Annotated in this window: 18 protein-coding genes and 3 pseudogenes; 12 read left to right on the forward strand and 9 right to left on the reverse strand. The window is 63.9% G+C overall.

Annotation, left to right across the window (positions count from 1 at the left end):
- Positions 1 to 6: 6 nt before the first annotated feature.
- From EJ074_RS21915 to EJ074_RS21930, 4 genes and pseudogenes are all read right to left on the reverse strand, one after another.
- The gene (locus EJ074_RS21915; protein WP_129553789.1) at positions 7 to 2931 is read right to left on the reverse strand and encodes a glycosyltransferase; all 2925 of its coding nucleotides are present in this window, start codon (positions 2929 to 2931) and stop codon (positions 7 to 9) included.
- Positions 2932 to 3216: 285 nt separating this feature from the next.
- Positions 3217 to 5688 carry an adenylate/guanylate cyclase domain-containing protein gene (locus EJ074_RS21920; protein ID WP_095804360.1) on the reverse strand — a complete coding sequence of 824 codons (2472 nt, stop codon included), beginning with the start codon at positions 5686 to 5688 and terminating at the stop codon, positions 3217 to 3219.
- An 81-nt stretch (positions 5689 to 5769) separates the two neighbouring features.
- Positions 5770 to 6864: a branched-chain amino acid ABC transporter substrate-binding protein gene (locus EJ074_RS21925; RefSeq protein ID WP_095804359.1), complete on the reverse strand. Its 1095-nt coding sequence runs from the start codon at positions 6862 to 6864 to the stop codon at positions 5770 to 5772.
- Between the two features lie 172 nt (positions 6865 to 7036).
- Positions 7037 to 8434 (reverse strand): annotated as a pseudogene (locus EJ074_RS21930) (DUF5939 domain-containing protein).
- A 217-nt stretch (positions 8435 to 8651) separates the two neighbouring features.
- Here EJ074_RS21930 and EJ074_RS21935 point away from each other — a divergent pair.
- A pseudogene (locus tag EJ074_RS21935) lies at positions 8652 to 10896 on the forward strand (transglycosylase domain-containing protein).
- A gap of 64 nt (positions 10897 to 10960) precedes the next feature.
- Complete coding sequence (locus tag EJ074_RS21940; RefSeq protein ID WP_095804356.1) at positions 10961 to 11710, forward strand: SDR family oxidoreductase; 750 nt, start codon at positions 10961 to 10963, stop codon at positions 11708 to 11710.
- Positions 11711 to 11735: 25 nt separating this feature from the next.
- Here EJ074_RS21940 and EJ074_RS21945 read toward each other — a convergent pair whose 3' ends face one another.
- Positions 11736 to 12656: a zinc-binding dehydrogenase gene (locus tag EJ074_RS21945; protein WP_095804355.1), complete on the reverse strand. Its 921-nt coding sequence runs from the start codon at positions 12654 to 12656 to the stop codon at positions 11736 to 11738.
- Positions 12657 to 12792: 136 nt separating this feature from the next.
- Between EJ074_RS21945 and EJ074_RS21950 the strand changes: the two genes are divergently transcribed.
- The gene (locus tag EJ074_RS21950) at positions 12793 to 13599 is read left to right on the forward strand and encodes a helix-turn-helix transcriptional regulator (protein WP_095804354.1); all 807 of its coding nucleotides are present in this window, start codon (positions 12793 to 12795) and stop codon (positions 13597 to 13599) included.
- A 27-nt stretch (positions 13600 to 13626) separates the two neighbouring features.
- On the opposite strand, the gene EJ074_RS21955 is transcribed toward EJ074_RS21950, so the two are convergent.
- Both EJ074_RS21955 and EJ074_RS21960 read right to left on the reverse strand, forming a co-directional pair.
- Complete coding sequence (locus tag EJ074_RS21955) at positions 13627 to 15429, reverse strand: cation:proton antiporter (RefSeq protein WP_129553790.1); 1803 nt, start codon at positions 15427 to 15429, stop codon at positions 13627 to 13629.
- A gap of 194 nt (positions 15430 to 15623) precedes the next feature.
- A complete protein-coding gene (locus tag EJ074_RS21960) occupies positions 15624 to 16070 on the reverse strand; it encodes a host attachment family protein (protein WP_095804352.1) in 447 nt (148 codons plus the stop codon).
- A 424-nt stretch (positions 16071 to 16494) separates the two neighbouring features.
- Between EJ074_RS21960 and cysG the strand changes: the two genes are divergently transcribed.
- The 7 genes and pseudogenes from cysG (at position 16495) to EJ074_RS21995 (ending at position 22489) form a co-directional block, all read left to right on the forward strand.
- Complete coding sequence (gene cysG / locus EJ074_RS21965; RefSeq protein WP_095804350.1) at positions 16495 to 17958, forward strand: siroheme synthase CysG; 1464 nt, start codon at positions 16495 to 16497, stop codon at positions 17956 to 17958.
- On the forward strand, positions 17955 to 18260 hold the full coding sequence (locus EJ074_RS21970; protein WP_095804349.1) for a DUF2849 domain-containing protein: 306 nt from the start codon (positions 17955 to 17957) through the stop codon (positions 18258 to 18260). Before cysG ends, EJ074_RS21970 begins: the two co-directional genes overlap by 4 nt.
- Before the next feature lie 43 nt (positions 18261 to 18303).
- Positions 18304 to 19974 (forward strand): nitrite/sulfite reductase, encoded by a 1671-nt coding sequence (locus EJ074_RS21975; RefSeq protein WP_095804348.1) that lies wholly within the window; start codon positions 18304 to 18306, stop codon positions 19972 to 19974.
- The gene (locus tag EJ074_RS21980; protein WP_095804347.1) at positions 19949 to 20710 is read left to right on the forward strand and encodes a phosphoadenylyl-sulfate reductase; all 762 of its coding nucleotides are present in this window, start codon (positions 19949 to 19951) and stop codon (positions 20708 to 20710) included. The genes EJ074_RS21975 and EJ074_RS21980 overlap by 26 nt, the downstream gene beginning before the upstream one ends.
- Before the next feature lie 225 nt (positions 20711 to 20935).
- Entirely contained in the window at positions 20936 to 21469 is a 534-nt protein-coding gene (locus EJ074_RS21985; RefSeq protein ID WP_095804346.1) for a DUF934 domain-containing protein, read from the forward strand.
- Positions 21470 to 21477: 8 nt separating this feature from the next.
- A pseudogene (locus EJ074_RS30435) lies at positions 21478 to 21670 on the forward strand (GMC oxidoreductase); the annotation flags it as partial.
- A gap of 198 nt (positions 21671 to 21868) precedes the next feature.
- Positions 21869 to 22489, forward strand: a complete 621-nt coding sequence (locus tag EJ074_RS21995; protein WP_095804345.1) for a DJ-1/PfpI family protein — start codon at positions 21869 to 21871, stop codon at positions 22487 to 22489.
- 63 nt (positions 22490 to 22552) lie between these two features.
- On the opposite strand, the gene EJ074_RS22000 is transcribed toward EJ074_RS21995, so the two are convergent.
- Positions 22553 to 22753, reverse strand: coding sequence for a hypothetical protein (locus EJ074_RS22000; RefSeq protein ID WP_095804344.1), 201 nt, complete (start codon positions 22751 to 22753; stop codon positions 22553 to 22555).
- A 216-nt stretch (positions 22754 to 22969) separates the two neighbouring features.
- Between EJ074_RS22000 and grpE the strand changes: the two genes are divergently transcribed.
- Positions 22970 to 23602 (forward strand): nucleotide exchange factor GrpE, encoded by a 633-nt coding sequence (grpE, locus tag EJ074_RS22005; protein WP_095804907.1) that lies wholly within the window; start codon positions 22970 to 22972, stop codon positions 23600 to 23602.
- A 107-nt stretch (positions 23603 to 23709) separates the two neighbouring features.
- Positions 23710 to 24342 carry a trimeric intracellular cation channel family protein gene (locus tag EJ074_RS22010; protein WP_095804906.1) on the forward strand — a complete coding sequence of 211 codons (633 nt, stop codon included), beginning with the start codon at positions 23710 to 23712 and terminating at the stop codon, positions 24340 to 24342.
- A gap of 77 nt (positions 24343 to 24419) precedes the next feature.
- Here EJ074_RS22010 and EJ074_RS22015 read toward each other — a convergent pair whose 3' ends face one another.
- Positions 24420 to 25307, reverse strand: a complete 888-nt coding sequence (locus EJ074_RS22015; RefSeq protein ID WP_095804343.1) for a GNAT family N-acetyltransferase — start codon at positions 25305 to 25307, stop codon at positions 24420 to 24422.
- Positions 25308 to 25447 lie beyond the last annotated feature (140 nt).

Genomic DNA, 25447 nt, shown 5'->3' on the forward strand with positions numbered 1-25447 from the left:
AGTTCATCATTCGAGCACAGCCTCGACACGGGCAACGAAGTCATCGAGCGAGCGATCCCCGCGAACCTCGATGCGCGGAAGGTCGATGGGATCGCAATCGAGATCCGCCGGCCCATGTCTGCCGCCGAAGCCGATCCGATACCCGCACTCCTTGGCCAGCCGGCCAAGCCGTCGGTCGGTCACAGAGAAGGGTGCCGCGAACGCCGTGGTCGGCCGACCGGTCCACCGTTCGATGAACATACGAGAGCGCAGGAGCTCGGCGGCCAAGTCAGAGCTCGACAGACCATCGATCGCGCGATGCGTGGCCAGATGGCTTCCGAAGAACGCACCTTCGCCGGCGAGGCGTCGCACCGTCGCGGCGTTCATTAGCTGCGTCGGCGGACCGCTGTCGGCGTCCCAGCGCGCACTTTCACCCACCAAGTCCGTGACCAGGAACACTTCGGCGGTCAGGTCGTTCCTGCGCAAGATCGGCCAGGCGTGGTCGGCAAAGTTCTGGAAGCCGTCATCGAAGGTGATGACCACTGGGCGGCCGACGAAAGGCCGACGGTTGGCGATGAACCATTCCAGCTGCTCGGACGCAATCGCGTGAAAGCCATTGGCGCGCAGCCATCGCATCTGGCTGTCGAATGCGGCGGGCGTGAGCCGAAAACGGGCGAGGGCTGCCGGACCTTCATCGGAGACGCCGTGATACATGAGAACCGGGATACGCTGCCGCCGCTCGCTACGTGCGACGTCGCGGCGCAAGGCCCGCGCTCCGCCCCAGACGATATTTCGCGCGATCCCAACACCGATGGGCGCACAGATTGGCAGATTCTCAATTACCGGTTCCGCCGCTAGCTCGTCTGCTGACAGGCGCCGGAAACGGTCAATGCGATAGAGTTCGGTCTGGATCGAATGCTCGAGGACGAGGCCTTCGGTCATCGCCAACGTTTCCGAGATCGCTTGTGCACCGAATGTGTTCCAGTCGAAGCCCGTCCTTTCAACATTGTCACGGAGCACGAATGCGTGGGCACTGATGAAACTGCCGCCAGGCGCCAAAGCCTCGACAAATTTCCTGGCGATGCGCCGCAACTCGGCCAGATCATCCAGGTAGTAGAGCACTTCCGAACAGACGATCAGATCCATCTCACCCGGAAGCGTGTCCGCAGAGAAATCCAGCACCCCGAACTCAACATTCGGCTGATCGCTGCAGCGCGCTCGCGCCCGCCCGATGGCTACGCTGGAGATGTCGGTTGCGGTCAAATGGCCCACTCGCGGCGCCAGCTGCCGCGTGAAGTGGCCCTCCGCGCAGGCCAACTCGAGCGCCCGTGCGATGCGACCAGCAGGCAGAATTTCGAGCTGGCGCTCATATTTTTCCTGCTCATAAGACGAACCGTAGTTCCAGGGGTCCTCCGTCGCGAAATAGCGGTTCCAGAACGACGTGCGGTCGTTGTCGCGCCCCTGCGCGGCCCGTGGACGGCGCGGCGCTGGAAGAGGCTCTGAAATTTCGGCGCTCGACCGGACCAGTCGCTGCGCTTCGGCGGCCAATCGCGCGAGCTTGCCGAAGTGGCTGTCCCGATCAGACCCGGATTCCGCCATGGACATCGGTGGCTTGCTCGCAAGGATGTTCGACTTGTCGGCACCGGCGCGCCTTTGAGATGCGAGCCGCTCAGGAGGCACGAGATCCATGGCCAGCTCCATCCAATGGCGCCTTGTCACTTTCCCGAGCGCGCCGAACTGCACGCGAGCCTCGATCTGGCTGTCCAACATCAGATGGGCATAGATCTGATCGATTCCTTCCGGCAGCTCGATCGAGGTCGGATTTCGAGCATCGACGCGGATCCCGAGTGTCCGCGCCAGTCTGCGCGGCGCGGCGAGATCGTCGAAGTCGAGAAGCATTTGATCAAGCTGATACTCGACGCGGCGAGCCGCTACAGGATCGTCCCAGATCCTGCCGAGTTCGACGATCAACTCGGTGAGGGGGCCACCGAACCTGTCCCACCCGGCGGCCAACTGCGCCGGCGCCGATTGGGTGCTTGCCATAAGGCCATCGAAGACCACCTTGGCGATCTCGCGCGCCCACTTACGTCCTGCTGGGAGCGCGCGCAGGGCTTGTGGGCTGAAGCGGGAGCCGCGCCCCCAGTCCGAGGCGGCGTTCCACAGCGCGAACCACGCGAGTGCCTCGGAAGCGGTGCCGTTCGCATCATTGGCCCCATTGGCGTGAGCCGGTGCTGGGTGTTTGACCCTCGGATCAGGAGAAAAGCCGCGGGCGATCACGATCTCCGCATCGACCAGCATCTGCGTGGAATTGCGGCTGAGCGCGTTGGGGCTGGCTCGACAGAAAGCGAGCGGCTCGTCGACCATCACCCAAGGTTTGCCGAGACGTGCGAGGCGTTGCCACAGATCCCAGTCCTCGCAGGTGCGCAGCGACACATCGAAACCGCCAAGCTCGACAATTTTCTTCCGATCCACCAGCAGCGCGTGAATGGGGGTGGCGCATCTGCGGGCGAATGTCTCGAAGGGCTGGACCGCAACCTGCGTTGCGCTGCTCGAAGGGGTGAGTTCGCCATCGGGCAGCACGCGCCGAGAACCGCAATAGGCGGCTACTGCATCGGGGGCGGTTTGCAGTGCCGCCAGCATTTTGGCAAGGAAGCTGGGATCCACCCAATCGTGCGCGTCCAGAAACATGAGCCATTGGCCGCGCGCTGTCGAAATCCCGGTATTGCGCGCGCCGGCGGCGCCATGCGCGCAAGAACTCAACGTCCGAAATCGGGCATCGCGCTCCAGATAACCGGCGATGATCTTGGCGGTTCGGTCAGTGGAGGCGTCGTCGACGATGATCGCCTCCCAATCCACCAATTCCTGATCGAGAAGGCAATCGAGCGCGCGCGCCAGCGTTGCTTCGGCGTTGTGCGCAGGAACCACGATCGAAACCAAGGGATTATGCGCCACGCCGTCTCACCCGCGCCCGGTCCGTGGTAGAACAAAAGCAGCCATAAAGAGACCATTGGGAAAGTGGCGGCGTGCGACCACCGGCGTTTTTCGGCAAGTTCAGCATGCCATTCATATCCGTCACGGTCATCCATTGCCAACAAGGAAGGCGCACCGGACATGGAATGAATGTTGAACCATTCTAATCGCGAGCGTGCTGCGGCCTTCGCATCGACAGTGCCAATAAGCGGCGTCCAACCTCCTACTCCTTGCCTCCTTTGGGAAGGGGTCGTGGTGAGCCAAGCCCTACTGTCCGGGCTTGTGAGAAAGCCGATCCAGCGCATCTCGAAGCGCAGTGGCGGCACCGCTGCGTTCGTCGGCGGACATCAGGTCCGGCTCAAGTTCCAGCCTGAAGTGAGGCTGCTCGGTCCGAACAGCGCGACAAGCGCCCGCTAGATTGGCCTTCAGATCAATGACGCGGTAAGTGGCGACGGGATAGGCGATCCCCTTGACCTGGACGTGCCCCATCTCCTCACATTCGATCGTGTCTTTCACTTGCGCAAACGTCTCGTAGGAAATGAGGATGGCTCCCGGTGCCGCCTCCTGTTCCAGGCGCGAGGCGAGATTCACGGCGCCGCCGATTATCGTGTAGTCCATCCGGTCTTCGCTGCCGAAGTTGCCGACGGTGCAGTAGTCGGTATGGATGCCGATGCGGCAGCGCAGCGGTGTTTCGATCCCCATGTCCCGCCAGACTTCGGTAAGCTCGCTGATCCGCTTTTGCATGGCAAGCGCCATCTGTACACAAGCCAGCGCATCCTCCTTGACGCCGCGCGTCTCAGGGTCGCCGAAAAACATCAGGATCGCGTCGCCGACGTATTTGTCGATCGTGGCACCATGATCCGATGCGATTTTCGACATTTCCGTCAGGTAGTGATTGAGGAGCTGGGTAAGGTCCTCGGACTCCATCTTGTCGGTGGTCTCGGTAAAGCCGGCGATGTCGGAGAAGCATATGGTCAGCTTCTTGCGCTGGCTGGCGATTCTAACGTCCTGGCGCCCGGTGAATATCGAGCTGTACACTTGGGGCGCCAGATATTTGGCCAGCTTGCTGGAAAGCGCCTCCAGGGCCGTGGACTTCTCGGCAAGGTTCTCCTCCCTTTGCTTCAGCTCGGTGATGTCCGAATAGACGGCGACCGTGCCGCCGGCGCTGATCCGCCGCTCGCTTATCATGATCCATCGTCCGTCGCCCCGCCGCTGCACCCATGGTTCGCCAGGGTTGCGGTGCCGCCGCAGGCGCTCGGCAACCCACTCATCGACCCGCCCCTCGGCATCCCTGATGTAGCCACGCTCGGCGGATCGGCGAATGATCTCCTCGAATGCCGTGCCAGGGGTTAGCTCGGCCTCCAGACCGGCATATAGCAGTTCTCGGTAGCGGCTGTTGCTAAGGACCAGCCGGTCCTCTCTGTCATAGAGAGCGAAACCTTCGGAAATGCTTTCGATGGCATCGACTAGCCGCTGACGCGCTTCTGCGACGTCGCGCAGGTTCTTTTCCTCCACCTCGACAGCGGTATCCCGGAAGAGCCTCAGCGCCTCAGCCATACGCCCGATTTCGTCGCTGCCCGCGGCCGGCAGCCGCGCGCGAAGATCGCCGCCCGCGATCGCGAGCATGCCCTGGCTCACGGCTCCCAGACGGGCGAGAAGGCTGCGGTCGACATAGAACCAGACGACCAAAACCGAGCTCAATAAGCTGAGAAAGGCGGAGCCGAGGACAACACCAGTGCCGTAGCGCTGGACGAGCGCGGCTTCGCGACCGGAGGCAGCTATCTCGCGGTCCGCAGCTGCGACAAGACGGTCGACGGCAGTGGTGAGACTGCGCGACAGCCGATTGTTTTCGGCCAGAAGCTTTTCGCCCTGCTCGAGGACCGCAAGCTCCTCCTCCCGTGCCTTCGGAATGCTGTTCTCACCATCGGTCAGTGCCTTGAACTCGTCCACCCGCTGCCGGAAACGGGTCTGCAGCTTTTTGTCGATCTCCGAGGAGGCCGCTTCCAGAGCGGCAAGCGAGCGGCGCAGCGGAAACAGGATCAACGCCAGGTCGCCCGGCGTGGGCGCGGTCGCGGCTTTCACCAGCGCGTCGTTGACTGCCGAGATATCGAGCAGCGCCTTCTGCTGGGGGATGTAAGCCGCAATCGCCTGGACCATGTCGGCCGTTGCCGCTGCGCGTCTATCGGGCGACAGTGACGTATCGGCGGCGATCGCCCGCCATTGCGGGAGCCTGGAATCCATCACCAAGATGCCGGTGGCAAGAAGGCGATGGCTTCCGGTCGTCGTCGCGGCGAGGCGGTTCAGGAGTTCCTCCTTGCGGGCGACCACGTCGAGCCGGGCGACAACCAGAGAGTCGAGCTCCTTCAGGTTGCGCCTCAGAACAACCGCGGCCTCCTCGATCTCAGCCAAAGGCACAGTGCCCAGCGTGGCATCCCTAAGCTCGGTGCGCAGGGCCTCGAGGCGAGACATCTCGAGCGCCACGGCAGCCGAGACCTCGCTGTGCTGAGCCCTGCTTGTCGCCGCCAGCACCGATGGCGCGGCAGCAGCCACCCGTTCGGCCTGGCGCGACAGCTGGAGGGAGGCCAGCGCCGACGGCACCCGATCCGTGGTAATTCGGTCGACGACCTCGCCGACTTGGAGGAAGGCATACAGAGCGGCAGCGGTTGCCAGCACCGCAAGGGCGCTGATCCCGAAGAAGGCGAGCAACAGTCGACCGCGTATGCCGAGGCGTTCAAGCATCGCGGTCAGTCGGAACAATCCAGCCACACTGGTCTGCATCAGACTAGACGTCTCAGACGGCACGCCGGCGTTCGGCGAACCTTATTCAACCGGCACGTACTCCCCGCCCCGCCAGACGTACCAAACCCAGCTCTGCTTCGTGAGGTCGCCCTTGTCGTCGAAATCGATCCGGCCAATGATGGTGTCGAATTGCTGTTCGTGCAGTGTCGCTATGACCGCCTTTGGCTCCAGCGAACCTGCCTTCGCGACCGCCTGGGCCCAGACCTGGACCGCGCAGTAGCTCAACAGCGTATAGCCCGCGGGCTCGAAGTTCTCGGCACGGAACTGCTGCACGATCGCGGCCGCGCCGGCATTTCGCCGCGGGTCCGCCGAGAAGGTGAACAGGGTTCCCTCCGCTGCTGAGCCTGCGATCAGGGCGAATTCCTCGGTAGCCAAGGCATCCCCCGATATGAGCTGAACCGTGTAGCCACGGTCGTGTGCAGCGCGAGCGATCAGCGCAACGTCGGCATGATACCCACCAACGTACAAGGCTGAGACGCCGGCGGTCTGCAACGCAGCCACCTCGGCTGAATAGTCATCCTTCCCGGGCGTGTATGCGTCGTAGACAGCTTCGGTCACGCCCCGTTTGTTCAGCTGCTTCCTGGTCTCGTCGGCGAGACCCTTCCCATAGGTCGAATTGTCGTGAAGGATTGCAATCTTCTTGTCGGCCCAGTGATCGGCAAGGTAGTTGCCGGCGATGAGACCCTGCGCGTCGTCGCGGCCAATCGTGCGGAAGACATTGGCACGGCCCTGTTCGGTCAGCTGCGGATTGGTCGAGCCTGGGGATATCTCGACGACGCCCGCCTCCTCGTACACTTTTGATGCGGGGATCGAGGCCCCGGAGCAATAATGCCCGACGACGAACACCACCCCGTCAGCCACCAGCTTCTTGGCGGCCGCGACCGCTTGCTCGGCATCGCAGAAATCGTCGACCGAGATGAGCCTCACCTTCTGGCCGAGCACACCGCCCGCCGCATTGACGTCGGCGACCGCCATCTCCGCGCCGCGCTGTCCCTGCTCGCCGATCCAGGCCAGCCGTCCTGTCATCGCGGACGAGACCCCGATCAGCACTTCAGCCCGCGCGGAACTTAACACGGCCGCCAGAACTACGATCGCTAGGGCGATGATCCGGTGCATGCTTGCACCCCCTGTGGACATTAGCTTACGCTAATCCCGTCAGACCCGACAGCCCCTTCGGCAAGCGCGAGTTTCTCGGAGGTTGTTACTTTCAATTGGCGAAGCGATCCTCATGGACGCCATAAGAGGGACGGTTCAAGGCAGCGCAAATTGGAGTTGGCACGCAATCGGTCTATTTCGGCATGATGCGATAGACGGTTGCATCGCCCTCCACGCCTCGAAGAGGCGCGTCGAAAGACACGACACGATGGCCGGCAAGCATTTCGCTAACCCCGGGCGCGGAATGGAGCGCCTCGGAAATGCAGACCTGCCCGGCCTCTGCCAGGGATTGCACGCGCGCGGCGACATTTACGGTCTGGCCGAAATAGTCGAGGTTGTCGTTGAGCGTCACGGCGATCGACGGGCCACAATGGGCACCGATCTTGAGGATGATGCCCGGCCCGTCATGCTCGTCATTGAAGCGATCGATTTCTTCAAAGATGTGGAGTGCTGCCGAGATCGCATCCGACGGCTGCGAGAACGCAGCCATCACCGCATCCCCAATCGTCTTGACCACCGCTCCGGAATGTTGCCGAACCGCCGCGTTGACCAGAGCAAAATGCTCGCGGACCAAAGCATAGGCGTTGAGGTCGCCCAGGCGCTCATACATGGCGGTCGACCCCTTGAGGTCCGTGAAGAGGAACGTGATCTGCCGGATGCCTAGTCCTTCCTTCTCGTCGACACGTTCGGATCGGAAGAGCTGGCGGAAGGTTTGCCGCGCAAGCAGCGCTCCACCGGAAACATAAGGGTCGAAATCGAGCGCCGGCTTGTTAGTGAGCGCGACAAGCTCGGGCGGCCAGTTGATGAGAAGCAACGAACCTCGCACCGGCCCTTTATTCGATACCTCAACGACAATCGGACCAGGCGGCACAGCGGGCAATGCCGGCAAGAAGCGTTTGCCGTCATAATCGACCTTCAGAAGTGTCGGCGCCAGCACCGGCTCGCCTGATATCGGCACAGCGAATGCGGCCTGCGTCTGCACGTTGACGCCCGCAAGGGCGCCCGGTCCTAGCTCGGCGCGGAGCACTGTGGTGGTGCCGGGCGGCAGAAACGTCATGCCGCGAACCAGGCCGCGCAGAACGTCAAGAAAGCGAATATTTTGCCCCGGCAGCCGCCCGTCATGCCCGAAGTGGAGCTTCCAGTGAAAATCCTCGACAGGGAGCGTCTCGGGATTGTGGTGGGGCAGGCGCCGCAACTTCGGCGATACGGAGAAGGTGACCTCGATGAAGTCGTCGAGGCTGGTGTCGCCCGAGACGTCGCACAGGCCGCAGACGTAGTGCGTCTTCAGCGTGCGCAGGGCGCCGAAACTGTCGAGCACCATCCCGGACTGGGGACAGAGCACATCCCAGCTCATGTCGAACAAGCCACAGCGGGCGGCATGAAGGAAGAGGTCGATTGCCTCAGGCTCGGCGATTGCGCGATCGCGTGCGAACGACAGGGGTTAACGCGATAGAGTGAGTGGTCGTCGGCGCTCCTGATCAGCGTCTCGAATTTCGAGATCAGCGTGGCTCCAGCCGGCTGCCCTGGTCATTTGCTTCGAGGACGATCATCGTCGACTGCCGTCACGCCGGATCCTCAAGCTTGCCTCGCGACAGCCTACTAAAAAACCCGCGCGATGCGAATGGATTGCATTCCTTGTCGTACGACAGAGCGTTCAAATGCTGTGCGGTCATCAATTAACGCGCCTTTAAACCGCCGCATCTACTCTGCACCCGAGCGCCATCGGCACCGGATATCAAGAAAAGCGCATGGCGAACCGCAGAGACAGTCGCATCGAACCGAGCTCGAGGGTTCGCCACGGGCGAATTCCTCCGACGGTTTTCGGTGAGCGAGGAGGATCGCGTCGTGCGGGCAATCGCAAATCCGCTGCGGGCGCAGGTCCGCCAAGGCGAAATCGCGGCGCGGCCGCGATCGGAACCGCCGCGGTCTGGTTTCCATTTTCGCCCGCCTGCTCTACTGGTGCTTCGTGTTCTGCATCTGGGGCGGCATCGCTGCAGCCGGCATCGTCGTTTACTACGGCGCCAAGATGCCGGCGGCCACGACATGGTCGATTCCCGACCGCGCGCCCAACATCAAGATCGTTTCGGTCGATGGCGAGCTGATCGCCAATCGCGGCATGAGTGGCGGCGAGGCGGTCGGGCTGAATGAGATGTCGCCCTATATCCCCGAGGCTGTCGTCGCCATCGAGGACCGCCGCTTCTATTCGCATTTCGGCATCGATCCGATCGGCCTGTCGCGCGCCATGGTGACGAACGTCCTCGGCGGGCATTTCGCGCAGGGCGGATCGACACTGACGCAGCAACTGGCCAAGAACCTGTTCCTGACGCCGGACCGCACGCTGGAGCGCAAGGTGCAGGAGGTGCTCCTGGCGCTGTGGCTGGAGCACAAGCACAGCAAGGACCAGATCCTCGAAATGTACCTGAATCGGGTCTATTTCGGCTCCGGCGCCTATGGCGTCGAAGCGGCTTCGCGGCGCTATTTCGGCAAGAGCGCGCGCGATGTGACGCTGTCCGAGGCGGCGCTTCTCGCCGGCCTGCTCAAGGCGCCGTCGCGTCTGTCGCCGGCGCGCGATCCGAAGGCGGCCGAAGAGCGCGCGCAGCTCGTGCTCGCCGCCATGCGCCAGGAGGGCAAGATCGGCGACAAGGAATACAAGATGGCGCTGACGCGCCGGCGACGCGCGCGCCTTCCTACTGGACCGGCTCGGAGAACTATGTCGCCGACACGGTCATGGAGGAACTGCCCGACCTGATCGGCGACGTGCGCGGCGACATCGTCATCGATACGACCGTCGACCTGACGCTGCAGAAGCTCGCCGAACAGTCGATCCGCCGGCTGATCGACGAAAGCGGCAAGAAGCTCAACGTCACGCAAGGCGCGCTGGTCTCGATCGACGACTCCGGCGCGGTGCGGGCCATGGTCGGCGGCTACGACTATTCGACCAGCCAGTTCGACCGCGCCTCGGAGGCGCGCCGCCAGCCTGGCTCGGCCTTCAAGCCGTTCGTCTACATGGCGGCGCTGGAAGCCGGCCGCACGCCGGACAGCGTACGCAACGACGCCCCGATCAAAATCGGCAAATGGACGCCCGAGAATTACGGCGGCAAGTATTATGGCAAGGTCACACTTGCAACCGCGCTGGCCAAGTCACTGAACTCGGTGGCTGCGCAGCTCACGATGGAGGTCGGCCCCGATGCGGTGGTCGAGGCGGCACATCGCATGGGCATCCAGTCGGACCTGCAGTCGAACACCTCGATTGCCCTCGGCACTTCGGAAGTGACGCCGCTCGAACTGACGGCGGCCTACGTGCCTTTCGCCAATGGCGGCTACAAGCCTGACATCTATTTCATCCGCCGGATCACGACCGGCGACGGCAAGGTGCTTTACGACAACAATGGCGGCGGCGCTCCCCGCGTCATCAAGGCCGATGTCGTCGGAATGATGAATTCGATGATGACCGGCACGGTCGAGATCGGCACCGCCAAGAAGGCGGCGTTCAACTGGCCGTCGGCCGGCAAGACCGGCACCAGCCAGAATTCGCGCGACGCCTGGTTCGTCGGCTACACGGCGAACCTCACCACGGGCGTTTGGTTCGGCAATGACGACGGCAGCCCGATGAAGAAGGTCACCGGCGGCGCGCTGCCGGCGCAGGCCTGGCACGAATTCATGGTGGCGGCGCATGAAGGCGTGCCGGTGAGGCCGCTGCCGGGCACCTGGAAATCGACGCCCTCCCAGACGATCGTGCCCGACGAGATCCCGTCGGCGGACGCTTCGCAGCCGCCGCCGGCACCCCCGGCGCCGGTTGGCCAGTCGACGCCTGTCGCCAAGGCTCAGGTGCGGCAGGCACGGCCGGCGCAAACCGTCGACGCCGACGGCTTCGACATGCCGGGCGACGGCGGCACCACCGCCTCGGTCGGACATCCGGTGCCGCCGGGTGACGTCGGCGGCCCGACCAAGAAGCGGAATACCTCGATCCTCGACATCCTCAGCGGCGGTTAGAGCGCACTTCGCCTCTCGCCATGGCGGGCGCCTTCGGCTACATGTCCGGCCGGAGACCAAGCCCATGGCAGAGACCGATACCAGAAAAACCATCGTGCTAACCGGCGCCAGCCGCGGCATCGGCCATGCGACGGTGAAACGCTTCTCACGCGAGGGCTGGCGGGTCATCACCTGCTCGCGCCAGGCCTTTGCCGAGGATTGTCCGTGGCCGGCCGGTCCGGAGGACCACATCAAGGTCGATCTCGCCGACCAGGAGGATGTCGGCATCGCGGTGTCGGAAATCCGCCACCGGCTGGAGGCGCATGGCGGGCAATTGCATGCGCTGGTCAACAATGCGGGCATCTCGCCCAAGCTCGGCGATGGCAGGCGCATGAACTCGATCGAGACGCCGATGCATGTCTGGCGCGACGTGTTCCAGGTCAATTTCTTCGCGCCGATCATGCTGGCCAGGGGCCTGTTCAAGGAACTGGCGGCGGCAAAGGGCTCGATCGTCAACGTCACCTCGATCGCCGGCAGCCGGGTGCATCCATTCGCCGGCACGGCCTATGCAACGTCGAAGGCAGCACTCGGCTCGCTGACACGCGAGATGGCGCACGATTTTGGACCGCACGGCATCCGCGTCAACGCGATCGCGCCGGGCGAGATCGACACGGCGATCTTGTCGCCAGGCACCGACAAGATCGTCGAGACGATCCCGATGCGGCGCCTCGGCGCCACCTCGGAAGTGGCCGACATCATCTTCTTCCTGTGCTCGGGCCAGGCGTCCTACGTGACCGGCTCGGAAATCCACATCAATGGCGGCCAGCACGTTTGAGCGCCTGACTTCAGACTAACGATTGCTATTCGGTTATCGTGAGAACAGCCTTGCCGCTGATGCTGCGCTGTCGCAATGCGTCCAGGGCTCGGGCGATTTCTGTCCACGGGACGGTCAAGGCTATACGGGTTTCCAACCGGCCGGCCGCGACCAAGGCGAGCAGCGAGGCAATGTCCGCGCCAATGCCTGAACCGGACGTGTAGTAGGCGAAAGTCTGAAGCCTCGCCCCCTCGTGACCCGGAACGAACTGGCGGAATCCGACAGGGGTGAGTTCGCCGCTGCTCGACCCGAACATGACGATGGTTCCGCCAGGTGCGATGCGTTGGATCGCATCAGCGAGGCTTTTGCCCCCGACTGACTCGGTGATCAGCGAAAACGACCCCTCAGCCAGCTCGATCGACTCGACAATTCGCTCGGCTCCCAGCGCGCGGAGGTCCTCCTCGTGCCGGGAGGCGGCGACTGCGGTCACGAACGCGCCCTGCTGATGGGCGATCTGGATCTGGAAACGACCGACCGCACCGCTTGCACCGGTGATCAGGACCTTTTGGCCGGCCAGATCACCACCATGGCGCAACGTCCTCAGCGCCGTGGTGCCCGCCACCGGGAGCGTCGCTGCGGAGGCGAAGCTGACGGCATCCGGCAGGACGGCGAGACGGTCGGTTGAAACGGCGACACGTTCGGCCCAACCGGCCTCGTCGACCAAAGCCGCAACCCTGGTGCCCACGTCCGGCCCGGAGCCATCGGCTGCAGCGCGTTCGACAATTCCAACGACGTCCTGGCCGGGTATGAAGCCGTTTGGCCGGATGGCGAGCAGTCGCAGTTCGCCCCGATTCAACGAGGTTGCGCGGACCGAGACAAGCGCCTCGTTCGCCAAGGGCCGAGGCTCCTCGACCTCGGAGAGCCTCAGGCCGGTAGCGCAGTCGGGAGACGTCACGAGGGCGAGCATTGGGTCGTATCTCCTGGCTGGTTTGGGAGCGTCAAGGCGATCGACTGTTGCCCGCCACCCACAAACTGGAGCCTATCGACTTCCTTGGCTGAAGAATTTAGCTATCATGGCATCTGATCGCTAAAAGCCATCAATCATGAGACAGCCTCTTCGCTGGCCCTGGCCGGATTTCGATGTCGACGACGTGCTCGCCCCGGCGATTGCGGTGCGCGTCGATGTTACCGAGACGCGGGCCGAGGTGCCCGAGCACTGGCACCGAAAAGGGCAACTCGTCTTCGCCCTCGGTGGCGGCGTCACCTGCCGCGTTCCCAGCGGGTTCTGGATGGTGCCGCCGCATTGCGGGGTGTGGATTCCGAGCCGCATGGAGCACAGCAACGTCGCGACCGCCAATGCCCGGATCTTCTTCGTCTACATCGAGCCGGGCGCTGCCGATCTGCCGGACCGATGCTGCACGCTTTCGATCTCGCCGCTGCTGCGCGAACTGATCATCGAACTGTCGGATTGCGCGCCGGACGAAGCGAGGTGCGGGTTCCTGGGAAGGATTCTGCTGGCCGAACTGCCGCTTATGCCGGTTCAGCAATTGCACCTGCCGATGTCAGCCGAGCCGCGGCTGCGTCGGATCGCCGACGCCTTGGCGGACGACCCTGCCGACCGCAGCACACTGGCGGAATGGGCCAACCGCGTTGCGCTCAGCGAAAGCAGTCTCGCCCGCCTCGTGCTGAAGGAGACAGGGCTGAGCTTCGGGCGCTGGCGCCAGCAACTGCATCTGATCGTCGCGCTGCGGGAACTCTCCGCCGGCGCAAGCGTGCAGCAGGTTTCAGGCGATCTCGGCTACGAATCCGTCACCGCCTTCATCACCATGTTCAAGAAGGCGTTGGGTAAGCCACCAGCGAGATACCTCAGCGACATCGCGCAGAACGGTGGTTCAGCGTTCGTTGCTTGATCCGCTTGGTTTGGGCGCGAACGCGCCTCAAGCAGGCTGAGGCTTGACGTCCAAAGCACGCTCGGTCGATTGAGGGGCGTTATTGTGGGTCACCACCTCGACGATGCCGCGCGCGATCTCGCGTTCGCCCATGATCACGGTGTCGGCGCCGAGCCGTTTCAGATGCTCGACCTCGGCATCGGAGTGGGCGCGCGCAATGATGTTTATCGCGGGATTGGCGGCGCGGGCCCGAAGCACGATCTGACCAGCCTCGAAGGCGTTGGGAATGGCAAGGATCAGCCGTTTCGCAGCTTCGGGATTGGCGGCTGAAAAGACCTCCGCATTGGCGGCGTTGCCGGCGACGGTTTCGACCCCTTCGGCTTCCAGCTTCGCCAGCGTCTTGTCGGCATCCTCGACCACCAGGAAGGGCAGGGCGGCTTCCTTCAGCGCGGCACCGACGAGGCTGCCGACGCGGCCATAGCCGACCAGGATGCAATGGCCGGCGAGCGCCGTCCGTGGAGGCGCGCTGTCCTCATTCTGTGGCACTGCCGCCACCGATGCCAGTTGCCCGGGCTCGGTCGCCGGACCGATCGGCTTCACGTCCTCAGGCGCGGCGGCCTTGCCGGCGCGCGTTTCCAGCCATGGTTTCATCCGGTCGACGATCAAGAACATCAGCGGGTTGAGCAGGATCGACAGGATCGCGCCGGCCAGAACGAGGTCACGGCCCTGCTCGGGCAAGAGCTTCAGCCCGACGCCGAGATCGGCCAGAATGAAGGAGAACTCGCCGATCTGGGCGAGGCTCGCCGAGATCATCAACGCCGTCGCGATCGGATAGCGGAAGGCAATGACGATGACGAAGGCGGCAAGCGACTTGCCGATGACGACGATGGCGAGCGTGGCCAGGATGGGCAGACCGTTGTCGAGCAGGCTGAGAGGGTCGAACAGCATGCCGACCGAGACGAAGAACAGCACGGAAAAGGCGTCGCGCAGCGGCAGTGATTCTTCAGCGGCTCGGTGGCTGAGCTCGGATTCGCTCATGATCATGCCGGCGAAGAAGGCGCCAAGCGCCAGCGACACGCCGAACAGCTTTGCCGCGCCGAAGGCGACGCCGAGCGCGATGGCGAGCACCGACAGCCGGAACAGCTCGCGCGAGCCGGTATGGGCGACATAGTGCAGGATCCATGGGATCACCCTGCGACCGACCACCAGCATGACGACGACGAAGGCGGCGACCTTGGCGAACGTCACGCCGACGACGCCCCATATGCCGTAGCTGGCTGGCAGCGAGAACAGGCTTGAATGGTCGTCGACGGGCGGCTGGCCACCCAGCACACCGGCCAGCGCCGGCAGGAGCACCAGCGCCAGCACCATCGCGAGGTCCTCGACGATCAGCCAGCCGACGGCAATGCGGCCGCGCTCGGTCTCGATCATCCGCCGCTCCTGCATGGCCCGAAGCAGCACGACGGTCGAGGCGACGGATAGCGCAAGGCCGAAGACCAGGCCGGCGCCCAGCGACCAGCCGAGCAACCCCGCGAGGCCGACGCCGAGCAGCGTGGCAAAGCCGATCTGCACGACAGCGCCCGGAATGGCGATCGCGCGAACCGACAGGAGGTCCTTCAGCGAGAAATGCAGGCCGACGCCGAACATCAGAAGGATGACGCCGATCTCGGCAAGCTCGTTGGCGAGGCTGGCGTCGGCGACGAAGCCCGGCGTGTGCGGCCCGACCAGGACACCGGCTACAAGATAGCCGACCAGCGGCGGGATACGGAAACGGTTGGCCAATGCGCCGAAGACGAAGGCAAGCCCCAGACCGGCAACGATGGTGGCGATGAGGGGCGTGTCATGCGGCATCGTCTATTAGGCGGTCTTTCGAGGGCGCAACGCTGAGAAGGCGCCCGCGAGCGCGCGCCTTTCGCAATATGACGGGGAGTGAGGCGATGATGCAACCGCCGCCGCATGGAAATCAGCGCTAGCGGCGCCGGCGCAACACCCGCGTCAGGCGGGCTAATGTTCCGATCTGGTGGTGAGTCCTTCCGCCAGTCGGCTCAAGCTGCCCGAAGCAGGTCCTCGATGTCTGGGATCGTGTGATTGGTCAGGGTCTTGGGGATTTCCGCCTGCACCTTGCCGCTGACTTCCTTGTGCAGCTTCTGCCGCATCTCGCCAAGCACCTGCGGCGGCGCGATCAGCACGATTTCCTCGAACTCGCCCCGATGCGCGAGCTTGTACAGCCGCTCGGCAATATCGTCGGCAAAACGCTCCTTGCCGAGACGATGCCAATCGGTGTCTTCAACCGCGCTGCGGTGAACGGTGGGGCCATCACTGTAGCGGCCCGGCCTGTCGGTGCCTTGCTCTCGGGTAGCGGGGTTCTCCTGCTCCATTTCCTGCACCACCTCCAGGTTCGGAAATTTGGCATCACCCTCGTTGCGGAGGAAAAGCGCCTTCTCGCCGTCGGCGACGATAACCCAAAGACCGTGTTTCAGCTTGATGCTCATGGGGCTTCCTCCTGTTGCCGGGTGTGCCAATCGAGCCTTGAACAGGGCTCAAGGCATGGGATGGGTCGTTAGCCAAACGTGTCGCCAAGCGTGATTGTTCCAGACGAACAGACGACCAGATCGCCTGCTCCAACCGGCAGCAGCATGGCGCCCAGCGGGGCACCGTTTTTAATCCACTAAGCTAGTAGAATTTGAGAAAACTATTTTGCCGCTTGCGCGGGCCGAGCGCTAAAAATTGCGATCTATCGAGGTGGCTGTCTCGATTGGCCGACCGCTCGCAGTGTCGAAATAGAAATTTTTTCTCTTGCCTTTCGCGGTTGCGAAAAAGCGATTGCCTGCTCCGAAGGCGCGCGCGAGTGGGTGCCTTCTGGTTTTTGGCGGGCTCGCATAAAACTGCCAGACTGTTATCGTATTGCTCATCGCCATGTCGCAAGCCAACGCCAAGCTCAACGCCTTCCCCGTCTTCGTGCGGGTCGACGGCGAAGCCGTGGCCATCGTGGGCAATGGCGGGGAGGCGCTTGCCAAGGCTCGTCTGCTTGCGCAGTCGAGCGCGGTGCTGCGCATCATCGCCGACAATGCGGATGCGGATCTGCTTGGCTTTATCTCGTCCAATGGCGCCATCCATGTCGAGGCCGCCTATGATGCCGCGCATCTGGAAGGCGCGGCCTTGGTGTTTGCCGCCAGCGGCGACGAGGAACTTGACCGTCGTGTCGCCGAGGACGCGCGCCGGTTGGGCATTCCGGTCAATGCGGTAGACCGGCCGGAATTCTGCGATTTCTTCACGCCTGCGCTGGTCAATCGCGCGCCGGTCGCTATCGCCATCGGCACCGAGGGCGCCGGACCGGTTCTGGCGCAGATGCTGCGCGTGCAAATCGATCGCATGCTGTCACCGTCGCTCGGTCGGCTGGCAGCCTTGGCAGCTTCGTTCCGCGCAGCGGCCGAGAGGCTGCCGAAGGGCAATCGCCGTCGTCGCTTCTGGGCCGATTTCTTCGCCGGTGCCCCGGCCAAGGCCGTCGAAGCCGGAGAACTTGTCGAAGCGCATGACGCGGCGCTCGATCTTCTGGTTTCCGACGCGCCGGCCAAAGGCCACATCGCGCTGGTCGGCGCCGGTCCGGGCGCCGAGGACCTTCTGACGCTGCGCGCCCACCGCCTGCTGATGGAAGCCGATGCGATCGTGTTTGACGCGCTGGTGCCCGAGGCGATCGTGGGGATGGGACGCCGCGATGCCGAGCGCCTGCCGGTCGGCAAGCGCAAGGGCTGCCATTCCAAGAGCCAGGCAGAAATCAACGCGCTGCTCATCGAACTCGGCCGCGCTGGCAAGCGCGTGGTGCGGCTGAAGTCCGGCGATCCGCTGGTGTTCGGCCGGGCCGGCGAGGAAATGGCCGCACTCCGCGAGGCTGGCGTCGCCTACGAGGTGGTTCCGGGCGTCACCGCCGCCTTTGCCGCGGCTGCGGATTTCGAGCTGCCGCTGACGCTGCGCGGCGTGACGTCGTCAATGGTGTTCACCACCGGGCACGACCTCAAGGGCAACTCGTTGCCCGACTGGGCAAAGCTCGCCATCTCCGGTGCCACCGTCGCCGTCTACATGGGCCGCTCGGTGGCGGCCGAAGTCGCCGGCCGGCTGATCGAAGCCGGGCTGTCGCCGGACACGGCTGTTGCCGTCGTCGAGAACGCCAGCCTCGGCAACCGCCGACGTTTCCACGGCACGCTGGCCGATCTGCCGTCCCTGGAAGCGCGCGCCGACCTCACCGGCCCGGTCATGACGATCATTGGCGACGCCGTTGCCGGCGCCAATTTCGAACGATCCGAGCCGCTCGCGGCGCGCAAGCATGATGATTTCGGGCATCAAGATGCGGCCGGCGTTACGGCCGAAGGAGTTGAGCAATGAAGGTTCTGACCGCGAACAGGCTCTCCGACGGCATCGCCGTCTGGTACGCCGATGGCGGCTGGGCGGAGAGCGTCGGCCACGCCGATCTCGCCCATGACAAGGCGGCGGAAGACCGGCTGGAGGCGATCGGGGCCGCGGCTTCCGCCAACAATGAGGTGGTCGACGTCAACCTGATCGACGTCGCCGTGGTCGACGGCTTGGTCGAGCCGGTGCGGCTGCGCGAGAAGATCCGCGCCGCAGGCCCGACCATTCGCACCGATCTCGGCAAGCAGGCCGCTCCGGCTGTGGCCCGGGTGGCTTAGGCATCAAGAAGACAGCGGGCGGACGCGCCCTGAAAGACGAAGAATGTACCGTTACGACGAGTTCGACCACGATTTCGTTCAGGCCCGCGTCGCCGAGTTCAGCGACCAGGTCCAGCGCCGGCTGTCCGGCGAGATCACCGAGGACCAGTTCCGGCCGCTGCGGCTGATGAACGGCGTCTATCTGCAGCTGCACGCCTATATGCTGCGCATCGCAGTGCCCTACGGCACGCTGAACAGCCGGCAGTTGCGCATGCTCGGCCATATCGCCCGCAAATACGACAAGGGCTACGGCCACTTCACCACGCGCCAGAACATCCAGTTCAATTGGCCGGCGCTGTCGGACATTCCCGCGATCCTCGCCGATCTGGCCAGCGTGGAGATGCATGCCATCCAAACCAGCGGCAACTGCATCCGCAACGTCACCGCAGACCATTTCGCCGGCGCTGCGGCCGACGAGGTCGCCGATCCGCGCCCCTATGCGGAAATCCTGCGGCAATGGTCGTCGGTGCATCCGGAATTCTCCTTCCTGCCGCGCAAGTTCAAGATCGCCGTGACCGGGGCCGAGCGCGACCGGGCCGCCATCCAGACCCATGACATCGGCTTGCATTTGAAGAAGAACGCTGCCGGCGAGCTCGGCTTCGCGGTCTATGTCGGCGGCGGCCAGGGCCGCACGCCGATGGTGGCGAGAAAAATCCGTGACTTCCTGCCGGAAGCCGACCTCTTGTCCTACTGCACGGCGATCCTGCGCGTGTACAATCTCTATGGCCGTCGCGACAACAAGTACAAGGCGCGCATCAAGATCCTCGTTCACGAGACCGGCGTCGAGGAGATCACTCGCCAGGTCGAGGCCGAATGGCTGGCACTGAAGGACGACGAGCTGAAGCTGCCGGAAGCCGACATCCAGGCGATCAACGCCTATTTCGCGCCGCCGGCGCTGCCCGACCGGTCGGAAGGCGATGCGGCGGCAAAGCAGGCGCGGCTGGATTCCAAGAGCTTCTCCGAATGGCTCGACCAGAATGTCGTCACCCATCGCCATCCCGACTATGCGGCGGTGACCATCTCGCTCAAGGGCATCGGCGAGGTGCCCGGCGACGCGACCGACAGCCAGATGGAAGCGGTTGCCGACATCGCCGAGAAGTATGCTTTCGACGAGCTGCGCGTCAGCCACGAGCAGAACCTGATCCTGCCGCATGTGGCGCGCGCCGACCTCAAGGCCGTCTATGACGCGTTGGTCGAGATCGGCCTGGCGACGGCCAACTCCAACCTGATCAGCGATATCATCTCCTGCCCGGGCCTCGATTACTGCGCGCTGGCGACGGCGCGCTCCATTCCGGTCGCGCAGGAAATTTCGCTGCGCTTCGCCTCGCTGGAGCGCCAGCGCGAGATCGGCGAACTGAAGCTGAAGATTTCCGGCTGCATCAACGCCTGCGGCCACCACCATGTCGGCCACATCGGCATTCTCGGCGTCGAGAAAAAGGGCTCCGAGCTCTATCAGGTGACCCTCGGCGGCTCGGCCGACGAGAACACCTCCGTCGGCGAGATCATCGGCCGCGGCTTCTCCTCGGATGAGATCACCGATGCCATCGAGCAGATCGTCGATACCTATCTCGGCCTTCGGCTCAGTCCCAGTGAACGTTTTATCGACGCCTACCGCAGAGTCGGTCCCGCGCCGTTCAAGGAGGCGCTCTATGCTGGCGAAACCAAGGCCGCTTGACCGGACCGGCGCCGTGGAGGCCGGCGTTGCCGCGGAGGCGGCAGGGCTTGATGCTCTCCATGGCCACCTGAAGCCGATCGAGATCATAGAACGATCGGCGCGCGAGTTCCGCGGCGCAATCGCCGCCGTCTCGTCCTTCGGCGCCGACTCGGCCGTCCTGCTGCACATGATTTCCGAGATCGACCGTTCGCTGCCGGTGATCTTCCTCGACACCGGCAAGCATTTCGAGGAGACGCTCGGCTATCGCGATGCGCTGGTCGCCGATTTCGGCCTGACCGACATCAGGGTGATCAAGCCGGAGGAGGCCGCCATCGAGCGCGTCGATCCAACGGGCAGGCTGCATGAGACCGACACCGATTCCTGCTGCAACGTACGCAAGGTCGAGCCGCTGGCGCGCGGTGTCGAGCCATTCCGCGCCTGGTTCACCGGGCGCAAGCGCTTCCAGGCCTCGACGCGGGCAGCACTCCCGGCTTTCGAGGCGGTCGGGTCGCGCATCCGCATCAACCCGCTAGCGCATTGGACGACCGCCGATCAGGCCGACTACATGCGCGCGCATGCGCTGCGCGAGAATCCGCTGGTTGCCTACGGCTATCTGTCGATCGGTTGCTTCCCGTGCACGCAGCCGGTGCAGCCGGGCGAGGATGCGCGCAGCGGCCGCTGGGCCGGTCACGCCAAGACCGAGTGCGGTATTCACCTGTCGGGGCTGGAGAAGTCGCTGACCGACGCATCACTTTAAGGATGTACCGCTCTTCAGGTGAAGGCCGGCCAAACGGTAGCCTCCGGCCTTCGTCGGCCGAAGCACCTGATGAGTGGCGTGGCAGTTGAATTTAGGCTACGGCCGGCGTAGGCGGGTGCTAACGCACTTCAAGCACGCTCCGGGTTCTCGCCAGCCACCATTTTCGACTCGGCCTGACCTGAATAGCGACATATCCTTGGGATCTTTAGGGCTTTGGGAATTTTGATGACTGGATCGATGGCAGCGGAAACCCGCCTCTGGACCCCGGAGGGTTTTCGCGAAGATGAGTGGACCCATGCGGAAAGCGCGGAGGCGCTTGCCGGCAATGGCCGCTTCATCCTGCCGCTGCAGGCTTTTCTTGGCTTGGACCCGGAGGTTCGCAAGTCGGCCAGGGAACGCATTGGCGTGCTGCTGCAGCCCGGCGATGAACTCGAGAAGATAACCGGCCTGCTCGATCAGTTGTCGCTGGTGGCGCTGGCCTTTCCGGCGTTCAATGACGGCCGCTCCTTCTCCAAGGGCGAATTGCTGCGCAGCCGGCATCACTTCGAGGGCGCGGTCCGCGCCACCGGCCAGGTGCTGGTCGACCAATTGCCGCATATGCTGCGGCTCGGTTTCGACGAGTTCGAAGTCTCCAATCCGGTGCTCCTGAAGCGGCTGGAGGAAGGGCGCATCGGCGGGCTGCCGGTCTACTATCAGCCGGCCGTGGAGCGGGAGGCCAAGGGGCCGAAATATTCCTGGCGGCGCAAGCGCAGCGGCTGACCCTCCAGCATATCAGAGCCCGCGCCGATACGATCTACCACCCTGCAGGCACCTGCAAGATGGGGATCGACGACGGTGGTCGACCCCGGTCTCAGGATTCACGGTCTGGAAGGCTTGCGGCGTGGTGGATGCTTCGGCGGCAACACCCACGCGACCACGATCACCGAGAAAGCGGCGGACATGATCCGGGCGGCAGCCTGAGCTTCTCTTGCCGCTTGGTCGGACCAGACGCTTCCATTTTCGCGTGGGCATGGCGAGTTCCTGATCTCGGCGGCGTGGTCTAAACCATCTGGTCAGACCACTTGTGCGATTCGTGCTTCCCCTTTCGGCTTCCTGCCCTTAGGATAGGTCGAATATTTCGCACCTCGAAATAAATAACCAGCACAGGGAGGAAAAAGCATGGCCGGCAAGAGGATATTGATGCTCGTTGGCGAGTTCAGCGAGGAATATGAAATTTTCGTCTTTGAGCAGGCCATGCACGCGGTGGGCCACACCGTCCATGTCGTGTGCCCTGACAAAAAGGCCGGTGATGTGCTGAAGACCTCGCTGCATGACTTCGAAGGTCATCAGACCTATACCGAAAAGCTCGGCCACGACTACATACTCAACAAGACCTTCGCCGAGGTGAACCCGGCCGACTACGACGCCGTTTACGCGGCAGGCGGCCGCGGGCCGGAATATATCCGCATCGACAAGCGGGTTCAGGCGCTGGTCAGGCACTTTCACGAGACAGGCAAGCCGATCTTCACCATCTGCCATGGCGTGCAGATTCTGATCGCAGTCGACGGCGTGGTGCGCGGCAGGGAAGTCGCGGCGCTGCATTATTGCGAGCCGGAGGTGACGCTTGCCGGTGGCATCTATATCGACGTTGCGCCGACCGGCGCCCATGTCGACGGCAATCTGGTCTCGGCCAAGGGCTGGCCCGGTCTCGCCGCCTTCATGCGCGAATGCCTGAAGGTGCTGGGCACCGAGATCCAGCATGGCGAGAAACTGATGCGCGACGAGCGTAAGGCCGCCTGAAGCGTTCTGCCGGGACCCTCAGCGGGGTTGGAGGCAAGGCAAGGTGCCAATGGCGGCGCGCAGTTATTGGCGTTGCCCGCCGCGAGCGCTCCTTGCCTCGATCTTGTCCAGGCGATCGAGCAGGTCGCTGAACTGCCTCGGCGTGTCCTTCTCAAGCCGAAATGGAGGCAGCGTACGCAGGAAGCGCTTGGTCGCCTCGCTCCCCAACTGCCGCCTTATGTCGGCGGCGAGCCCGGCTCGCCTGTCACCGTTCTTGCCGGTCATGGTCCAAAATCCTGTGTCGGCTTCGAAACTCCTGCAGCCCGGCAATGGTTCCCGCACCAAGTCGTGATCGCAAGCAGAGCCGGGCATCACGGTAAAATTTGAATTAATATCGAAGCGCCCCAGACCTATGCGCGAGGCGGCTTGCCCCTTGATTTTTGGCCCTCAAACCTCGATATCGGGCGCAAATCCAGACCAATCCGAATGATGGGAAACGCGATGAGCGACCAGGCAAAAGACGAACGCGCGCCCGAGGACATCGAAGCCGCCCAGGCTTCCGGCGAACGTGCGGAAGGCGGCGTCGACGGCGACTACGAAGCGCTTGTGCGGCTGCTGAAGGAAAACGAGGAGTTGAAGGACCGTGCGCTGCGCGTCGCGGCCGAAATGGAGAATCTGCGCCGCCGGACCGCGCGCGACGTGCACGATGCGCGCACCTATGCGGTGGCCAATTTCGCCCGCGACATGCTGTCGGTCTCGGACAATCTGCGCCGCGCCCTGGACGCCATTCCGGCCGAGACGAAGGCAGGCGGCGATGCCGGCTTCAAGGCCCTGATCGAGGGCGTCGATCTCACCGAGCGCGCCATGCTGTCGGCGCTGGAACGCCATGGCGTGAAGAAGCTCGCGCCTGAAGGCGAGAAGTTCGACCCCAACTTCCACCAGGCTATGTTCGAGGTGCCCAACCCCGACGTCCCGGCCGGAACGGTGGTCCAGGTGGTGCAGCCCGGATACTCGATCGGCGAGCGCGTGCTGAGGCCCGCGATGGTTGGTGTTTCCAAAGGGGGTCCGAAGGCGGCGGCCGAGGCACCGGTCGAGCCGGGGCCGGTGAACGAGCAGGCCGAGAAGGATGCGTAGTTAGGGAATAAGGCAGTAGGCAGTAGGGGATAAGGGGTCGTATCAATCGCTCGGCTTCGTGTTATTCATACTCCACCCCATTGCCTTACTCCCTACTGCCTATGCCCTTGAATCCCATCGACCTCCTCGATTATGCCGGCGTCGCGGTGTTTGCGGCGACGGGCGCGCTTGCCGCCTCGCGCAAGCAGCTCGACATAATCGGCTTCCTGTTCCTGGCGAGCGTCACCGGCATAGGCGGCGGCACGCTGCGCGACGTCATCCTCAACCTGCCGGTGTTCTGGGTCGGCAATCGCGACTATGTGCTGATCTGCGCCGTGGTGGCGGTGTTCGTCTTCTTCAGCGCCCATCTGGTCGAGTCCCGCTACAAGCTCCTGCTCTGGCTCGACGCCATCGGGCTCGCCGCCTATGCGGTGATGGGAGCGGCAAAAGGCCTGGCGATCACCGGCTCGCCCGTCGTCTCGGTCATCACCGGCGTGCTTACCGCGACGTTCGGCGGCATAGCGCGCGACCTGCTCGCCGGCGAGCCTTCGGTGCTGCTCCGGCCCGAAATCTATGTGACGGCGGCCCTTGCCGGCGCGGCGCTCTTCACGCTGTGTGACCTTGCCGGCCTGCCGACGCTGCCATCCAGCCTGCTCGGCTTCGCGGCGGCTTTCGTGGTCCGCGGCGGCGCGCTCAAATTCGGCTGGTCGTTTCCGGCTTATAAGAGCCGGCCGGGCCGGCGGCCGGAAGATATTCCCTGAGTGGTGGTGAATAGTGAATAGTGAATAGTGAATAGTGAGGTATTGAATACCATTCACCATTCACCATTCACCTGCAATCACGCAGCGAAGCGCTGCCCTTCACCGCCATAATAGTTGACGTAACGGGCGCCGATCTCCTTGACCGGCATGACCACGAAGATGTCGACGGTCGAGAATTCTTGGTCGATGACGCAGCCGTCGCCGATGCGGGCGCCGACGCGCAGATAACCCTTGACCAGCGGCGGCATGGCGGCGATCGCCGCCTTGGCATTGACCGCCTCGATCGGCATCAGGTCCATCGAACAGTAGCGGCCTGCCACCGCCCGGACATCCCAGGCGGAGTCTGTGCGGCAGTGATGGGCAAGGTAGGTGAGCGCTTCGGCATGGGCAGCGGGTACGGTGCCGTGGAAGGAGGCGCAGCCTGTCATGACGCCAATGCCATAGTGCTTGATATAGGCCCAGATCCCTTGCCAGAGCGCCTCGATGGTGCGCTTGGAGCGGTATTCCGGGAGGACACAGGAGCGGCCGAGCTCGAGGAAGCGCTGGCCTGGATGACGCGCGATCAGCTTGGTCAGCTCGAACTCGCCTTCGGAGTAGAACCCCCCCGCAGCCGTCGCGATCTCCTGCCGCAGCAAGCGATAGGTGCCGACGATGCGGCGATGCTCGGGCCCGGGAAGCGACGTGTCCACAACCAGGAGGTGGTCACAGAGCGGGTCGAAGCGGTCGGCGTCGCGCCGGTTCTGCGCCTGGAACAAGTCCATCCTGGCGCCCAGTTCGTCATAGAACACCCGGTAGCGGACTTCCTGGGCAGCGGCGATTTCGGCTGCGTTGCGGGCGAGCCGCACTTCGAGGTTGCCAATGCGGCCCAGCGGTGCCCCAGTTGCGACGGCATCGGCGGTCCGGGCGGTGAGCAGGGCACCGTTGGTGTTCGGCCGAGTGTCACATTCCGGCATGACTGTGTGCACGAGTGATTCTCCTTCGAGCCATCCCTCTTGGCACGGGGATACGGTGTAGGTGCAACAGGATTGTGACAGTACCGTGATACGGCGATCCGGGCAATACTTCGCCGGCTGGCGAATACGCTCAACCGGCTATCTTGAAGTCC

Origin of the sequence: Mesorhizobium sp. M3A.F.Ca.ET.080.04.2.1 (genome assembly GCF_003952525.1) — a bacterium.
Taxonomy (GTDB): Bacteria; Pseudomonadota; Alphaproteobacteria; order Rhizobiales; family Rhizobiaceae; genus Mesorhizobium.

Bases quoted from the DNA above. Each gene is read 5' to 3' on its own strand.
- EJ074_RS21920 (WP_095804360.1), bottom strand. From the start codon at position 5,688: ATGCTTGAACGCCTCGGCATACGCGGTCGACTGTTGCTCGCCTTCTTC.
- EJ074_RS21925 (WP_095804359.1), bottom strand. From the start codon at position 6,864: ATGCACCGGATCATCGCCCTAGCGATCGTAGTTCTGGCGGCCGTGTTA.
- EJ074_RS21940 (WP_095804356.1), top strand. From the start codon at position 10,961: ATGGCAGAGACCGATACCAGAAAAACCATCGTGCTAACCGGCGCCAGC.
- EJ074_RS21945 (WP_095804355.1), bottom strand. From the start codon at position 12,656: ATGCTCGCCCTCGTGACGTCTCCCGACTGCGCTACCGGCCTGAGGCTC.
- EJ074_RS21950 (WP_095804354.1), top strand. From the start codon at position 12,793: ATGAGACAGCCTCTTCGCTGGCCCTGGCCGGATTTCGATGTCGACGAC.
- EJ074_RS21955 (WP_129553790.1), bottom strand. From the start codon at position 15,429: ATGCCGCATGACACGCCCCTCATCGCCACCATCGTTGCCGGTCTGGGG.
- EJ074_RS21960 (WP_095804352.1), bottom strand. From the start codon at position 16,070: ATGAGCATCAAGCTGAAACACGGTCTTTGGGTTATCGTCGCCGACGGC.
- cysG (WP_095804350.1), top strand. From the start codon at position 16,495: ATGTCGCAAGCCAACGCCAAGCTCAACGCCTTCCCCGTCTTCGTGCGG.
- EJ074_RS21970 (WP_095804349.1), top strand. From the start codon at position 17,955: ATGAAGGTTCTGACCGCGAACAGGCTCTCCGACGGCATCGCCGTCTGG.
- EJ074_RS21975 (WP_095804348.1), top strand. From the start codon at position 18,304: ATGTACCGTTACGACGAGTTCGACCACGATTTCGTTCAGGCCCGCGTC.
- EJ074_RS21980 (WP_095804347.1), top strand. From the start codon at position 19,949: ATGCTGGCGAAACCAAGGCCGCTTGACCGGACCGGCGCCGTGGAGGCC.
- EJ074_RS21985 (WP_095804346.1), top strand. From the start codon at position 20,936: ATGACTGGATCGATGGCAGCGGAAACCCGCCTCTGGACCCCGGAGGGT.
- EJ074_RS21995 (WP_095804345.1), top strand. From the start codon at position 21,869: ATGGCCGGCAAGAGGATATTGATGCTCGTTGGCGAGTTCAGCGAGGAA.
- EJ074_RS22000 (WP_095804344.1), bottom strand. From the start codon at position 22,753: ATGACCGGCAAGAACGGTGACAGGCGAGCCGGGCTCGCCGCCGACATA.
- grpE (WP_095804907.1), top strand. From the start codon at position 22,970: ATGAGCGACCAGGCAAAAGACGAACGCGCGCCCGAGGACATCGAAGCC.